The sequence below is a fragment of the Pseudomonas sp. Xaverov 259 genome (assembly GCF_019352915.1).
In the GTDB taxonomy this organism is placed as follows: Bacteria; Pseudomonadota; Gammaproteobacteria; order Pseudomonadales; family Pseudomonadaceae; genus Aquipseudomonas.
On sequence record NZ_JAAAFV010000031.1, the window covers coordinates 508,776 to 523,498 of the forward strand.

The following is a 14,723-nucleotide window of genomic DNA, read 5'->3' on the forward strand; positions in this document are numbered from 1 at the left end:
AGGGTTCAGAAACGCCTGGTAATTGTCTTTGGTGATCTGCTGATAAGGAATGGTCAGCTCAGCCACATAGGGTTCCTTCTTCACCATTTTCACCGCCAGATCAATCGAGCCCACGGCCTGGCCTTTGTTGTCCTGATACACCGTCACCAGCAACTGGCCCTTCTTCACCGCGTCCAGCCCCGCTGCGCCGCCGTCGCTGCCGGCTACCAGGATATCCTTGCCTGGTTGCATGCCCGCCTGGCTGATCGCCATGGCGGCGCCAATCGCCATTTCATCGGCGTTCGCCGCCACGGCATCGATTTTGCGCCCGGACACAATCCAGTTGTTCATCAGGTCAATCGCCTTGCCGCGCTGCCATTCGGCACTTTGCTCCTCGACAATTTTGATATCCGGGTAGTCCTTGAGCACCGTCTTCACCCCCAGCGTGCGGTTGTGCGTGGCGTTGTTGGACAGCAGACCGAGCATGATCGCAAGGTTGCCCTTGCCACCCATTTTCTCTGCCAGGTAGCGCATCTGAATTTCCCCGGCCTTGATCTCATCCGAGCCGACATAGCCCACACCCGGCGGCACGTCCTTGAACTCTGGGCGGCGGTTGACGTACACCAGCGGGATCTTGGCTTGCTGCGCGTTGACGGTCATTTTCTGCGTGGCCGCCGTGTCCACCGCATTGACGATAATCGCGTCCATGCCCTGGGCCGTGAAGTTCTGCACCTGGTTGAGCTGGCGCACCACATCACCTTGGGCGTCTTCGAATTGCAAGGTCACGCCGGGTAGCTCCTTGGCGTGGGCGGCCATGTAGTCACGCATCTGTGCGAGGAACACATCGTCGACCTGGGCGATGCTCACGCCGATGCGGATATCCGCCCAGGCCCAGGGCGTAACAGCGAGGGTCAGCAGTGCCGCGAGTAGTTGCTTCTTCATGGTTATGCTCCGTTGTTTTTGTTGTTGTAAAAGCAGTGCGATTCACGCCTGGCGCTTGGCCCGCAGTTGCGCCACGGCAGCGGCGAAGTCCGAATAGGGCCAGCGTTCGTTGAGGGCTTGTTGCATTAATTGCTGCCCGGTTTGCGGTGCGAGCCCGTGCAAGGGCGGGTCGGTGTCGAGATTGGTGGGGAAGGCGTAACCATCGGCCGTACAGGCGATCACCGCTTCCGCATCCAACGCAGGGTTGGCCAGCAGCACCGGGTACACCGCCAGCATCATGCGGTCACGGTCGAGGGCTTCCATGGGCTTGCCGAACGCCGAAGAGATTTGCAGCAGGTTGGCCATGCGCCGGTGGTGGGTCGTGCGGTTGGTGCCCGCCGCGTGGAACAGCGCCGGGTTGAAGAACAGCAGGTCGCCCTTGTTCAGCGGCAATTGCACGGCGTGCTGCTGGAAGTAGTCGATAAACTCCGCGCGGCGCCAAGCCAGGTAACCCAGCGGGTATTGCTGGGAGAAGGGCAGCAGTTGGGTCGGCCCGCTTTCCAGCGGCATATCCGAATGGGCCACCGCGCCTTGCAGCGTCAGGTATTGCGACAACAGATGCAGCGGCAGCGGGAAACGCTCAACCACTTCGTTGGTCTGGAAACCCAGGTGATAGTCACGGTGCGGCTGCTGTGCCTGCCCGCCGGGATGGACCACGTTGACTTGCGCGGTCATCTGAAAGCTCGGCCCCAGCCACGCTTCGGCGATCAAGCCGAGCAGCGGGTTGGCGTAGTACTCGGCAAACGACTCCGGTGACTGCAGCGCGGCTTTTTGCAGTGAATTCCAGATGCGCCCGTTGCTGCCGGCCTTGGCAAAATGGTCGGCGGCCACGCCTTGCGCAGCCTCCTGAGCAAAGATCGCCTCGAACACCTGGCTATGGCGATCGACCACCGCCAGGTCTTCATAGGCCTGGCGCACCACCATCACCCCAGGCCCGTCGCGGAACAGGTGATGCAGCTCATCCATGACGCGCAGGCGCTCGCTGTTGCGTAAAGTGCCGGCCTGATAGATCGGCACATTGCTGACCACTTCTGCACACAGCGGGTAATCCTCGGCGCTGGTGTATTGGGCGCAAATACGGCTGAAATCCGCCAGGCGCACCGCCGCGCCAGTCACGAACGCCGACATCACACACCTCCCGGCAGGCTCAGCGCCTGGTGCGGTTGCGGGCTGCCACTGTCGGTGCAGCCGACCACGCCTTGCTCCAGGTCGATCACCGCGCCGGTCATCATCCCGGATTCACGCGAGAGCAAAAACGCCACGCTTTGCGCTACTTCTTCGGGCTTGAGCAGCCGCCCGAACGGCTGCGCGCGCTCGGCCTCGGCCAGCCAGCCGTCTTGCGCGCCGTGGTATTGGCGCTGGATCTGATCCTCGTGCGGTGTGTCCATCCAGCCGATATTCAGGCCATTCACGCGGATGCGGTTACGCAGCGCGCTGAACGCCACGTTCTTGGTCAAAATCGCCAGCGCGCCCTTGGACGCCGCATAGGCGCTCAAAAACGATTGCCCGCCATGCCCGGTGACGCTCTGGATATTCACCACTGCGCCTTCCACGCCGGTGCTGATCATCAGCTTGAGTGCTTCCTGCATCAGAAAAAACGGCGCCCGCACGTTCACCGCAAACAGCCGATCAAACAGTTCGGGCGAGGTGTCGAGGATGGTGCCGCGATCCGACATGCCGGCGCAGTTCACCAGCCCGTGCAGGGTGCCGAAGTGGGTGCGTGCTGCGTCGATGATCACGCGGCAATCCTCGACGTTTTCCAGGTCGGCCTCGACAAAAAATGCCTGGCAATCGAGCTGTGCCAGTTGCCGGACCTGTTCTTCGCCCTCGGCGCGGCGGCGCCCGCAGATGATCAACCCGGCAGCGCCACGCTGCGCCAGGGTACGTGCCACGGCAGCGCCCAGACCCTGGGTGCTGCCGGTGACGACAAAATATTGGCCGTTGAATGGGCTGGCAAGATCGGTGTGAGGCATGCGGTTCTCCTGAAATTTTTGTTGTTTTGTCGACCTGGCTCGACGGCAGGCAAAACTGAGACTAGCATTGCAAAACCTCAGTAACGCCCAAAAAAGACCTCAAAAACACCTCAGGCGAACCGCATGCTCGAACGCGCAAAACACTTCTCCATCAAGCAGCTCGCGACCCAGGCCGGTGTAAGCAAAGCCACGGTCGACCGCGTGTTGCACCAGCGCGGCAGCGTGCATGCGCAGACCACCCGGCGCATCGAGCAGGCGCTGGATGAGTTGGAGGCGCAGGAGAAAAACGGCCTGGCGGTGGGGCGTACTTTTCATGTCGATGTGATCATGCACACGCCGCAACGCTTCAGCGCGGCGGTGCAGGCGGCGATTACCGCGCAATTGGGCAGCTTGGCGCCGTTTCGCATCGCGCCGCGTTTTCACCTGTTTGAAGAAATCGAACCCCAGGCCATGCACGATCAGTTGCTGCGCTGCCTCGACACCGGCAGCCAGGGCGTGGTGCTTAAAGCAGCGGATGAGCCGGCGGTGAATCAGGCCGTCAAGCAGTTGATCGCGGCGGGCATTCCGGTGGTGACCCTGGTCACGGATCTGCCGCAAAGCGAGCGCATTGGCTATGTGGGCATGGACAATCGCACCGCCGGGCAAACCGCGGCCTACCTGATGTCGCGCTGGCTGCCGGCGCAACCCCAGGACGTGGCGGTGGTGATCGGCAGCGAACTGTTCCGTGGCGAAGAAGAACGCGAGATGGGCTTTCGCGCCTGGCTACGTGGGCGTGCCGCGCATCTGCGGGTGCTGGATATCAGCGGCGGCTACGGCGTGTACGACCGCACGTTCGAGCGCGTCACCCAAGCGCTCAAGCAACATCCCGACCTCAAGGCGGTGTACAGCGTCGGCGGTGGTAACCGCGCGATTGTCGATGCCTTCGCCGCGCTCGAGCGCCCGCTGGAGGTGTTTATCGGCCATGACCTGGACGAAGAAAACCGCCAGCTGCTGTTGGAAGAAAAAGTCGCCGCGATCATCGACCACAACCTGCAAATCGATGCCCGCAGTGTGTTTTTGCACATCCTGCAACACCACCGGCTATGGAAAGCCGGGCCGATTGCGCCGTCACAGGTGCAGATCGTTACACCGTTCAACCTGCCGGACTGAAGCTCCCTCAATAACAACGCCAGGAGTTCGACCATGCTACGTATTGCCGTTTTAGGTGCCGGGCGCATCGCCAAGATCCACGCCGCCAACGTCGCCGCTCACCCCAACGCCACGCTGGTGTTGGTGGCTGACCCCTGGCGCGAAGGTGTCGACGCGCTCAGCACGCAGTTAGGTTGCGAAGCGGCCTATGACTGCGCCGCTGTGCTCGCCCGCCAAGACATTGATGCCGTGGTGATCGGCACGCCCACCGACACCCATATCGACCTGCTGCTGGCAGCGGTGGCCGCAGGCAAGGCGGTGCTGTGCGAAAAGCCTATCGACCTGGATATCGCCAAGGCCCGCAGCGCCGCCCAAGCCGTCGAACGCCTGGGCGGCAAGGTGATGCTCGGTTTCAATCGGCGTTTTGACCCCGACATGCTGCGTCTGCGCCAGGCGCTGGACGCCGGCCAGATCGGCGCCGTGCGCCAGGTGATCATCACCAGCCGCGACCCCGGCCTGGCGCCGCGCGACTACCTGGAACATTCCGGTGGCATCCTGCGCGACATGACCATCCACGACTTCGACACCGCCCGCCACCTGCTCGGCGAGGAACCGGTAGAAGTCAGCGCCTTCGCTAGCCGCCTGGTGGACCCGAGCCTGGCAGACATCGACGACTACGACAGCGTGATGGTTCTGCTGCGCACCGCCTCCGGCAAGCAATGCCATATCAACTGCTGCCGCCAGGCGGTGTATGGCTATGACCAGCGTGTGGAAGTGTCCGGCGCCACGGGCGTGTTGCTCACTGACAACCATCGGCCCAGCACATTGCGCCATTGGAGTGCCGACCACACCGAAGCGCTGGAGCCGTTGCAGCACTTTTTTCTGGAGCGTTACGCGGATGCTTATCGCAATGAGCTAACGCAGTTTATTGACGCGCTGAACGCTGGCCGCGCGTTACCGACCAGCGTGCGTGATGGCTTGTATGCCTTGCACCTGGCCGATTGTGCATTGGAGTCGGTGAAGACCGGGCGCAGCGTAGCGGTGCATTACGACCTTTAGCCGAACGTGCCGGTCTGGTCCACCAGACGAATGCTGTCGCGCCCGCCACGCTTGGTTTCGTAGAGCGTGGTGTCGCCTTGTTCGATCAGCGCGGCCAGGCTCGGCGGTGGTTGGTCGAACAGGTTGGCGCCGATGCTCAAGGTCACCGGCGCTGGCGTGATAAAGGTGTCAGCGGCGACTTGCTGGAACTGTTCACGCAAGCGGCTGCCCAGATCGACAATCTTCTGGGTTGAGGTGTTGTTCAGTAGAATCAAAAACTCGTCCCCGCCCAGGCGCGCAGCCAATGCATCCTGGGGGACGACGCCGCGGATCATCTCGCTGAGGGCGATGAGCAAACGGTCGCCGGCGGTATGGCCGTAGAGGTCGTTGACCCCTTTGAAGTTGTCGATATCGATCAACAGCACGGCGCCTGGCTGGGCCGGCGAAACTCGCGCCAACAGGCGTGGCGCTTGAAGGTCAAGGGCGCGACGGTTGAAGAGTGCTGTGAGTGGGTCGCGGGCCGCCAGCCGTGCGATGTGCTGCTCGCGGCGGTAGCGTTCGGAGCCGGTCATCGACAGCGCGATCAACATGATCGCCATCGCACCTTCCACCAAGGACACCTGGATGATTTCGCCCTTGAAGGCCGCCAGGTCAATCAGTGTGCCGGGGATCAGCACCGACAATGCCTTGGCCACATAAAACGCGCCGTGAATCAGCAGCACATAGCGCAACTGTACCGCGCCGATGCTCAGGGACTTGCCATGGGGACGCAGCAGAAAGCTGGCGCGCAGGGTCGGCACTGCCACGAGCAGCGACTGCACCGCCAGCATGGCTTTAGACCATGGCAGCTCCACCGGCAGCATCAGCATCCCCAGCCATACCACCAACATCAACAGCCATAGCGGTGAAAGGCGCGCCTGGGTAAAACGCGCCACGCCGAGCAGGAACAAAAAGTGCGCGGTGACCAGCAAGCCGTTGGCGAACCAGATACCGATCATCAACAGGCCACTGCCGCGTAGCAACGCCAGGGTAGAGCCGACGCTGATGGTCGCGAAACCTGCAGCCCAGAACAGCAGGGAAGGCTCGCGCACGCTGCGCCATTCAATAGCCAGGTACAACGCGGCAGCGGCTGCCAGCGCGATGGTCAGAATCAGAATCGTAGGAGGGTCGAGCGTCATGTCGTGCCGGGCTGCCTGGGTGTGCGCTTGAAAATCGGGATTGTAAGCGCACACGCAGGTTTTTCAGAGCATTCCGGCTAATAGCACACAGCCAGCCGATAATCGGCGGGTCAGACGCCTTTGGTCGAGGGCAGCAATATCGTGAGGATGCCCGCCAGTGGCAGGAACGAGCAGATCTTATACACGTACTCAATACCGTGGTTATCGGCCAACAAGCCCAGCAATGCGGCGCCAATTCCGCTGAAGCCGAACATCAGGCCGAAGAAGATACCGGCGATCATGCCCACGTTACCCGGCACCAGTTCCTGGGCGAAGACCACGATGGCCGAGAAGGCCGAGGCGATGATAAAGCCGATCACCACGCTGAGTACGGCGGTCCAGAACAGGTCGACGTAGGGCAGGGCGAGGGTGAAGGGCGCAGCGCCGAGGATCGAGAACCAGATGACTTTCTTGCGCCCGATCTTGTCGCCAATCGGGCCACCGGCGAAGGTGCCCACGGCCACCGCGCCAAGGAACAGGAACAGGTACATCTGGGAGCTGGCCACCGACAGCTGGAACTTCTCGATCAGGTAGAAGGTGAAGTAGCTGGTCAGGCTGGTCATGTAGAAGTATTTGGAGAACACCAGCAGCGCCAGCACCACCAGGGCAAAGGTCACGCGGCCTTTGGACAAGCCGTGGGTGGCCTTGCCACCTTGCTTGAGCTTGAACAGGTTGAGGTGGTTGCGGTACCAGCGGCTCAGGCCGTACAGCACCAGAATCGCAAACACAGCGAACAGCCCGAACCAGGCGATATGGCTTTGGCCGTAAGGAATGATGATCGCCGCCGCCAGCAACGGGCCGAAGGCGCTGCCGGTGTTGCCGCCGACCTGGAAGGTCGATTGCGCCAGGCCATAACGCCCGCCGGAGGCCAGGCGCGCGACGCGCGAGGTTTCCGGGTGGAAGGTCGACGAGCCGACGCCCACCAAGGCCGCCGCCAACAAGATCGCCGGGAAAGTGCCGACAAACGCCAGCATCAGGATGCCGATCAAGGTACACACCATGCCGGCCGGCAACAGCCAGGGCTTGGGGTGGCGGTCGGTGTGGTAGCCGATCCAGGGTTGCAGCAAGGAGGCGGTGAGTTGGAAGGTCAGGGTGATCAGGCCCACCTGGGTGAAGCTCAGCCCGTAGTTGGCTTTGAGCATCGGGTAGATCGAGGGCAGCACGGCCTGGATCAGGTCATTGATCAGGTGGGCCAGGGCGCAGGCGCCAAGGACACGCATGACCAAGGGGCTCACTTGGGGTGTAGTGGTTGCAGCGGCGGGTGACGCGGTGACGGTCGTCATGCAGGCATTCCATACAGGGCAGCAAACTGAGGTGGCGAGTACTTGAGCTCGCCACCCATTTCTAATTGTTTCAGCGGTTATGCTAAATTCGGCGCCAATGCCTGTCTCACGAAATTCGGGAGACAACTGTCGCAAAAAGGGCGAAATGATCAAACCACTGAATGAATTCTTGCAGGAAATCGACGCAGGCGATTGGGCTGTGATCAGTTCCGCCACCGATTACCCCGAAAACTGGGTGATCCCCGAGCATAGCCACGAAAAGCACCAATTACTCTACGCCATCGAGGGCGTGATGGTTGTGCACTCGGCGCACAACCAATGGACGGTGCCGTCCAATCGTGGCTTCTGGATGCCGTGCGGGCAAGTCCACTCGTTGCGGTGTGTGGGCCCGTTGAAAATGCGCAGTGTGTTTGTGCGCCCCGAAGCGTTCCCGAACCTGCCGACCGAGACCAAGGCGGTGAGCGTTTCACCGTTGCTCAGTGAGCTGATCAAGGCGTCGGTGAGTTTGAAACCGCCGTATGCCGAGGACTCACGCGATGCGCGGATCATGCACCTGATCCTCGATGAGCTAGCGATTCTGCCGGCCTTGCCGCTGTCGTTGCCACAACCGGGCGACCCGCGTATCAACCGGATTTGCCTGGCGCTGCAGCAGGATCCCGGGGATGCGTCGACGGTGGAGGATTGGAGTGGGCGCCTTGAGCTGGACCAGAAGACCATCCAGCGTCTGTTTCGCAAGGAAACCGGCTTGACCTTCGGCCAATGGCGCCAGCAGGCGCGGTTGCTGCTGGCGCTGGAGCGGATTGCGGTGGGGCAGAAGATTATCGATGTCGCCATCGAATTGGGCTACGAGAGCCCGAGCGCCTTTACCAGTATGTTCAAGAAGCAGTTTGGCAAGACGCCGAGTCAGTTTTTCAGATAACAGGCATACCCCTTAGAGGGGGCGGATGGAGTAGTGAGGCAGTTGGACAGTTTCCGTAATTTAAAAATTTCTTTCCTGCCTGTAGGGGCGGGTGATTGCATCTTGCTGCAGTTCAATAATGCAAGTTTTAACATGCTGATTGATGCCGGGCCCAGTCGGCCTGATGCTAAGGTCGAGAAAATGTACAGTGCTCTTCTGGCGTTGGTGCCCAATGGCATTATTGATCTGGCGATCGTCACGCATCACGATGATGATCATATTGGCGGTTTTCTGTACTTGCTGTCTAAGGGGCATGCGCTGGTTATCAAGGATCTGATTTTCAATTCATCGATGATGGTTGACAAACTTCGGAACTTGTCGGGCTTGGCTGAAATATCACCTCGACAGGCACGCAAGCTATCAGCGACCAAGACTACTTATAATTCGCGCGTCGTGTGCGCGGGGCAGATTGAAACTGTATATGACGGCCAAATTGAATTGGTCTATCTTTCGCCGACCGAAAAACACGTATCCAAATATGGGGTCGGGACGGTCTTCGAATTGCCCCCTCCACGAGATATCAGCGTGCGTAGACCGTTTCGCGCGTACGCGGATTTGCAGGGCACGGCCGACGAATTCAAAGAAGATTCATCAAAGTCGAACCTGCTGAGTCTTGCGCTTGAGGTGAGATTCAACGGGCGCTCATGGTTGTTTTTAGGCGATGCCTGGCCATCTGTTGTGAGTGACGCGCTCGATACCCTCTACCCGAATTCACAGCCACATTATGAACTCGTCAAAGTGTCGCACCATGGCAGCAATGCAAATACGACGGCTGCCTTGCTGTCCCAATGGTCCTGCTCCAATTACGTATTTCTTGCTGATGGGAGAGTGCATCCGCACCAAGAAGTTTTTCGCCGTATCCTAGACGTTCCGGCAAACACAGACGTAAAGTTTTATTTCCCGGAAAGAACGCCCTATTTGGAAGGGTTGTTCCAACACTACGTGAACCTGGTTAATTACCCCCCTGCGGGTACGATTCTGACATTTATCTATTGAGATTAAAATGAATAAGCTATTGAAGGAACTCGACAAAATTGGCCAGCATGGCGGGCAGGCTGTGTTGGCGATCAGGGATTTTTCTGCCCTCGTTCCATTGGATGTGCTGGGTACAGGTTTTCTGGGTAGTTTTGAGGGTAAAAGCTATTTTGTCTCCGCGCTACATAACTTCAAAGATGATGCAAAGTCGTGCGCGTCTATTGAAATCAGGGGGCAGCGTTATTCGCTGGCTCACCGAAAATTTTATTATAGCGAACAAGACGACATTGGTTTTTTTGAGTTGGATGAAGAGTTGGAACAGGCCATGGCCGGCTTGACGCGACTTCCTATTGGCCGTCATTTGGGGATGTTTTCCAACGCTGCTCATCATGTTGTGGTCGTTGGGTTTCCGGCGGATTTACGGCCCAATGGCGTGCTAACTGCGTTGCCGGTTTCTACGCGCCTGGAAGTCAGGGACATTCAAACCAGCACGCAAATACTTGATGCAAGACTTTATGAGCTTGAAAACGAAGATTTGGTCTGTAGCAATGGTGTGCCGCTCATAAGTCTTCTCGAGCCTGAAGGCATGAGTGGTGGTCCTGTTTTGGCGTGCATCAATGTGGGCACCGTGGCCGAGCCGGAACTTCACACCAAGCTTCAGTCCGTATTGGTCCAGTGGCATGACCCGCACGGTTACCTGGTGGGTTCTGCTACGGCAAGGCTCGTCGCTTTGATTGATTCTCACAGCGCTGGGACGGCGCATTTTCTTTAAGGTTATCCGCGCGGCTGGGCCGCGCGACAGTTGGCGTCAGTGATCAACCGAGGTCAAATTGGCGAAAAAAATACAGCCGATCAGCCGCGCAAACAGGCTCAGGGTTTCCGGCAGGTTGGGGTCTTCAAACAGCATCGCCCGCGAATCCAGTGCGCACAATGCGCCGAACAGGCGGCCATCGGGCAGGAAGATCGGTGCACCGGCGTAGCTTTCGATGGCGAACTGCTTGACCACCGGGCGCGCGGCGAAGCGGCCGTTGTGGCTGATCTGCGGGATGAACAGGGTCTGCGGGTTGATGCAGAACTCACTGCACAGCGTGGTTTCGAGGTCAAGCACGTCGTCGACGTGAATGCCCATGTCGGCGGTGTCATGCACTGAGCACACGACCCACTCAAGGTCAGTAAATTTGGCGATGCCGGCAAAGCGCATGCCGGTCAGGCGGGTAACCAGTTGCAGGATGCTGGTGGTGGCTTCTATTTCGGCGATGGCAGCGCGCTCATCGGCGCTGAGTAGTGAATGTGCTGCGGTAACGCTTGGAACCATGCTCAGGCACTCCAAAGGCATGGCGGCAGAGGCCGCCATGCCAGGTCAGTAGTCAGTTGATACGTGGGTGCTGCTGCACCAGGTTCTGACGCTTGGCTTCGAGTTCGGCAATCTGAGTGTCGATGTCTTCGATCTTCTGCTCGATATTGTCGTGGTGTTCTTGCAGTATTTCTTTGGCTTCGGCCATGTCCGAGGCCGCAGGCGCGGCGCCGCGCAGTGGCTTGTTGGCGGTTTCCTTCATGGTCAGGCCGGTGATCAGGCCGACCACGGCAAACACCATCAGGTAGTAGGCGGGCATGAACAGGTCGTTGGTGCTTTCCACCAGCCACGCCACGGCGGTGGGGGTGACACCGGCGATCAATACCGAGACGTTAAAGGCACTGGCCAACGCGCTGTAGCGCAGGTGCGTGGGGAACATCGCCGGCAGGGTCGAGGCCATCACGCCGATAAAGAAGTTGAGGACCACCGCCAGGATCAGCAGGCCGGCGAAGATCAGGCCGATCTTGCCGCTGGTGATCAGCATGAACGCCGGAATGGACAGGAACAGCAGGCCGACGCTGCCGGCGATGATGAAGGGTTTGCGGCCGATCTTGTCGCTGACAAAGCCAATGAACGGTTGCACAAACAGCATGCCGACCATGATCGCGATGATGATCAGCACGCCGCTGTTTTCTTTGTAGTGCAGGTTATGCGACAGGTAGCTGGGCATATAAGTGAGCAGCATGTAGTAGGTCACGTTGGTGGCCGCGACGATACCGATGCAGGTCAGCAGGCTGCGCCAGTGCTGGGTCGCGACTTCCTTGAACGAGACTTTGGGGCCGTGGGTCAGGCCTTGGCGGTCGCCTTGTTCGAGCTTGTCCATGTGCTGCTGGAAGGCCGGGGTTTCTTCCAGCGCGTGACGCAGGTACAGGCCGATGATGCCCAGGGGCAGGGCGAGGAAGAACGGCAGGCGCCAGCCCCAGGCCTCGAAGTCGGCCTCACCGAGGATCGTCGAGATCAGCACCACGACGCCGGCACCGAGCACAAAACCGGCAATGGAGCCGAAGTCCAGCCAGCTGCCGAGGAACCCGCGTTTACGGTCCGGCGCGTATTCGGCCACGAAGATCGAGGCGCCGGTGTACTCACCACCCACCGAGAAGCCCTGGGCCATTTTGCACAACAGCAGCAGGATCGGCGCCCAGATGCCTATGGAGGCGTAGCCGGGGATCAGGCCGATGGCGAAGGTGCTCAGGGACATGATCACGATGGTGGCGGCCAATACTTTCTGCCGCCCGTATTTGTCGCCCAGGGCGCCGAAGAACAGGCCGCCCAGCGGGCGAATCAGGAAAGGTACGGAGAAGGTACCCAAGGCAGCGATCATTTGTACGCTGGGCGAGGCGTCGGGGAAGAACACCTTGCCGAGCACATAGGCGACGAACCCGTAGACACCAAAGTCGAACCACTCCATGGCGTTACCCAGTGCGGCGGCAGTGATCGCCTTGCGCACCTTGGTATCGTCGACGATGGTGATGTCTTTCAAACCGATGGGTTTGACGCTTTTCTTACGTAATTTCATGGGGGCACTCTAAATCTGAACAGGGGAGGTGCCATCGTTGCGATGGCACCGCTCTGTCAGTTCAGATACAAGCCGACATGAAATAATTCACCACTATTTGCGTTTTTTTGCTTATGCGTTGAACTTCATGGCATCAACCAGGAATTATGCGCATGCCTGACGCCCCCTCACGCCTGATCTACCGCAAGCCCGAAGCCAATGATGTGCAGCGATTGTTCGCGATCTTCGGTGACCCGCAGACAAATCTGTTCAATCCTGCCGGGCCGATGGCCAGCCTGGAGCACGCCCAGCGCGTGCTCGACCACTGGCTGGAGCAATGGGCCACCCAGGGTTATGGCTGGTGGGCGATTGCCCGTAAGGAGCAACCCGAGCACCTCATCGGCTTTGGCGGCATCGCGCCGCTTAACTACCTGACCGAGCGGCGCATCAACCTGGGTTATCGTTTCGCCGTGGAGGCGTGGGGGCAGGGCTATGCCACCGAGCTGGGGCGGGATGCGCTGGCGCAGGCCTTCCAGACACTGAATCTGCCGGAGGTTTTCGGCCTGGTGCGATCCGATCATACGGCTTCGATTCGTGTGCTGGAAAAGCTCGGTATGCAACCCTTCGGCCTGCTCGACGATGTGCCGGGCAAAGCGCCTAGCCGGGTGTTTAGCATTCGTCGTCCTACAACTGCTTTGCGCTGATTGTTTACACGCCCGTGTAATACCTGAATAAACGCCAATCTTTCAGATTGACACCGCCAAAGCGCCCGGCTATAAAAGTCGCAGTTGTACGACGACATATGACGTTACATATGTCCTATCTAACAAAAATAAAAAGTGATGCCATGAATTTGAATGAGCCCATCAACGCCCACCGCGTCGGCCAGGCCGTCGGCAACTATCGCTGGACCATCTGCGCGATGTTGTTCTTTGCCACCACCGTCAATTACCTCGACCGCCAGGTGCTCAGCCTCTTGGCGCCGCAATTGTCGACGCAATTTGGCTGGAGCAACACCGACTACGCCAACATCGCTGCGGTGTTCCAGTTCGTTTATGCGATTGCCATGCTGTTTGCCGGGCGGTTTGTCGACAAGATCGGCACCAAGGCTGCCTATGTGGTGGCCATCGCCATCTGGTCCACCGGCGCGATCATGCATGCGTTCTCGGTGCCGATGGGCGCGGGGATTGCCTCGCTCAGCGCCGCCATCGGCCTGGCGGTGATCCCGGTGTCGATTGCCGGCTTTATGCTCGCCCGCGCCGTGCTGGCGATTGGCGAGGCGGGTAACTTCCCCATCGCGATCAAGGCCACCGCCGAATATTTCCCGAAAAAAGAACGCTCCCTGGCCACCGGTATTTTCAACTCCGGCGCCAACGTGGGTGCGATCCTGGCACCCATCTGCGTACCGCTGATTGCCGGCATGTGGGGTTGGGAAGCCGCGTTTATCGTGATCGGCATGCTCGGGTTTGTGTGGGTGGCGGTGTGGTCGATGCTCTATGAGAAACCGGAGCAGCAAAAGCGCTTGTCCGCCGAAGAGCTGGCCTACATCCGCAGTGACCAGACCGTACAGCCTTTCGCGCCTGAGCCTGTAGGGGCGACGCCGAAAAAAGTCTCGTGGTTCAAGCTGCTGACCTACCGACAGACCTGGGCCTTCGCCTTCGGCAAGTTCATGACCGACGGCGTGTGGTGGTTCTTTCTGTTCTGGCTGCCCACTTACCTGTCGGCGCAATACAACATGAAAGGCGCGGATATCGTGATGCCGTTGGCCGTGCTGTACAGCATGACCATGGTCGGCAGTATCGGCGGCGGCTGGTTCCCCAGCTACTTTATGGCGCGCGGTGATGCCCCGTATGACGGCCGCATGAAAGCCATGCTGGTGATCGCGCTGTTCCCGCTGGTGGTGCTGTTGGCGCAACCGTTCGGTTACCTGAGCTTCTGGGTGCCGGTGTTGTTGATCGGCGTGGGCGCCTCGGCGCACCAGGCGTGGTCGTGCAATATCTTCACTACCGTGTCGGATATGTTCCCGCAAAAAACCGTGGCATCGGTGGTCGGCATCGGCGGTATGGCGGGCGGCCTGGGCGGTGTGGTGATGACCAAGATCGGTGGCTGGGTATTCGACTACTACAAGTCGATCAACGACATTCACACCGGCTACATGATCATGTTTGCGATTTGCGCCTTGGCCTATCTGGTGGCGTGGAGCGTGATGAAAGCGCTGGTGCCGCGCCACAAGGAAATTACTGACCTGTAAACCCGTCCCCTGTGGCGAGGGAGCTTGCTCCCGTTGGACTGCGTAGCAGTCCCATGCTCTTGAAACAAAGAGCAGGGGCCGCTTCGCAGCC

The 14,723-nt window shown here is 59.6% G+C and carries 14 protein-coding genes; 7 read left to right on the forward strand and 7 right to left on the reverse strand.

Features of this window, described 5'->3' with window-relative positions; genetic code table 11:
- From K0H48_RS12710 to K0H48_RS12720, 3 genes are all read right to left on the reverse strand, one after another.
- Nucleotides 1-921, reverse strand: a 921-nt coding sequence (locus K0H48_RS12710; RefSeq protein ID WP_138815252.1) for a sugar ABC transporter substrate-binding protein, incomplete at its 3' end; no start/stop codon positions are given.
- A gap of 42 nt (nucleotides 922-963) precedes the next feature.
- Nucleotides 964-2,088: a phytanoyl-CoA dioxygenase family protein gene (locus tag K0H48_RS12715; protein WP_219267726.1), complete on the reverse strand. Its 1,125-nt coding sequence runs from the start codon at nucleotides 2,086-2,088 to the stop codon at nucleotides 964-966.
- Complete coding sequence (locus tag K0H48_RS12720) at nucleotides 2,088-2,933, reverse strand: SDR family oxidoreductase (RefSeq protein WP_219267727.1); 846 nt, start codon at nucleotides 2,931-2,933, stop codon at nucleotides 2,088-2,090. Before K0H48_RS12720 ends, K0H48_RS12715 begins: the two co-directional genes overlap by 1 nt.
- 123 nt (nucleotides 2,934-3,056) lie before the next feature.
- On the opposite strand from K0H48_RS12720, the gene K0H48_RS12725 reads away from it, so the two are divergent.
- Together K0H48_RS12725 and iolG are read left to right on the forward strand one after the other, a co-directional pair.
- Complete coding sequence (locus tag K0H48_RS12725; protein ID WP_122528106.1) at nucleotides 3,057-4,082, forward strand: LacI family DNA-binding transcriptional regulator; 1,026 nt, start codon at nucleotides 3,057-3,059, stop codon at nucleotides 4,080-4,082.
- 33 nt (nucleotides 4,083-4,115) lie between these two features.
- Complete coding sequence (iolG, locus tag K0H48_RS12730) at nucleotides 4,116-5,120, forward strand: inositol 2-dehydrogenase (RefSeq protein ID WP_219267728.1); 1,005 nt, start codon at nucleotides 4,116-4,118, stop codon at nucleotides 5,118-5,120.
- On the opposite strand, the gene K0H48_RS12735 is transcribed toward iolG, so the two are convergent.
- Both K0H48_RS12735 and K0H48_RS12740 read right to left on the reverse strand, forming a co-directional pair.
- A complete protein-coding gene (locus K0H48_RS12735) occupies nucleotides 5,117-6,277 on the reverse strand; it encodes a GGDEF domain-containing protein (RefSeq protein WP_219267729.1) in 1,161 nt (386 codons plus the stop codon). The genes iolG and K0H48_RS12735 overlap by 4 nt on opposite strands.
- A 110-nt stretch (nucleotides 6,278-6,387) precedes the next feature.
- A complete protein-coding gene (locus tag K0H48_RS12740) occupies nucleotides 6,388-7,599 on the reverse strand; it encodes an MFS transporter (RefSeq protein WP_017138958.1) in 1,212 nt (403 codons plus the stop codon).
- A gap of 97 nt (nucleotides 7,600-7,696) precedes the next feature.
- Here K0H48_RS12740 and K0H48_RS12745 point away from each other — a divergent pair, with 97 nt between their 5' ends.
- Genes K0H48_RS12745 through K0H48_RS12755 form a run of 3 tightly spaced genes read left to right on the forward strand, consistent with a single transcriptional unit; the run spans nucleotide 7,697 to nucleotide 10,304 of the window.
- Nucleotides 7,697-8,518, forward strand: a complete 822-nt coding sequence (locus tag K0H48_RS12745; protein WP_200433203.1) for a helix-turn-helix domain-containing protein — start codon at nucleotides 7,697-7,699, stop codon at nucleotides 8,516-8,518.
- Between the two features lie 42 nt (nucleotides 8,519-8,560).
- Nucleotides 8,561-9,553 (forward strand): ComEC/Rec2 family competence protein, encoded by a 993-nt coding sequence (locus tag K0H48_RS12750; protein ID WP_219267730.1) that lies wholly within the window; start codon nucleotides 8,561-8,563, stop codon nucleotides 9,551-9,553.
- Between the two features lie 7 nt (nucleotides 9,554-9,560).
- Nucleotides 9,561-10,304, forward strand: coding sequence for a hypothetical protein (locus K0H48_RS12755; RefSeq protein ID WP_219267731.1), 744 nt, complete (start codon nucleotides 9,561-9,563; stop codon nucleotides 10,302-10,304).
- 36 nt (nucleotides 10,305-10,340) lie between these two features.
- Here K0H48_RS12755 and K0H48_RS12760 read toward each other — a convergent pair whose 3' ends face one another.
- Both K0H48_RS12760 and proP read right to left on the reverse strand, forming a co-directional pair.
- Nucleotides 10,341-10,847: a GAF domain-containing protein gene (locus K0H48_RS12760; RefSeq protein ID WP_219267732.1), complete on the reverse strand. Its 507-nt coding sequence runs from the start codon at nucleotides 10,845-10,847 to the stop codon at nucleotides 10,341-10,343.
- Nucleotides 10,848-10,899: 52 nt separating this feature from the next.
- Nucleotides 10,900-12,402 carry a glycine betaine/L-proline transporter ProP gene (proP, locus tag K0H48_RS12765; protein WP_017138953.1) on the reverse strand — a complete coding sequence of 501 codons (1,503 nt, stop codon included), beginning with the start codon at nucleotides 12,400-12,402 and terminating at the stop codon, nucleotides 10,900-10,902.
- 152 nt (nucleotides 12,403-12,554) lie between these two features.
- Here proP and K0H48_RS12770 point away from each other — a divergent pair, with 152 nt between their 5' ends.
- Nucleotides 12,555-13,085, forward strand: coding sequence for a GNAT family N-acetyltransferase (locus tag K0H48_RS12770; RefSeq protein ID WP_219267733.1), 531 nt, complete (start codon nucleotides 12,555-12,557; stop codon nucleotides 13,083-13,085).
- 143 nt (nucleotides 13,086-13,228) lie between these two features.
- Nucleotides 13,229-14,632 (forward strand): MFS transporter, encoded by a 1,404-nt coding sequence (locus K0H48_RS12775; protein ID WP_219267734.1) that lies wholly within the window; start codon nucleotides 13,229-13,231, stop codon nucleotides 14,630-14,632.
- Nucleotides 14,633-14,723 lie beyond the last annotated feature (91 nt).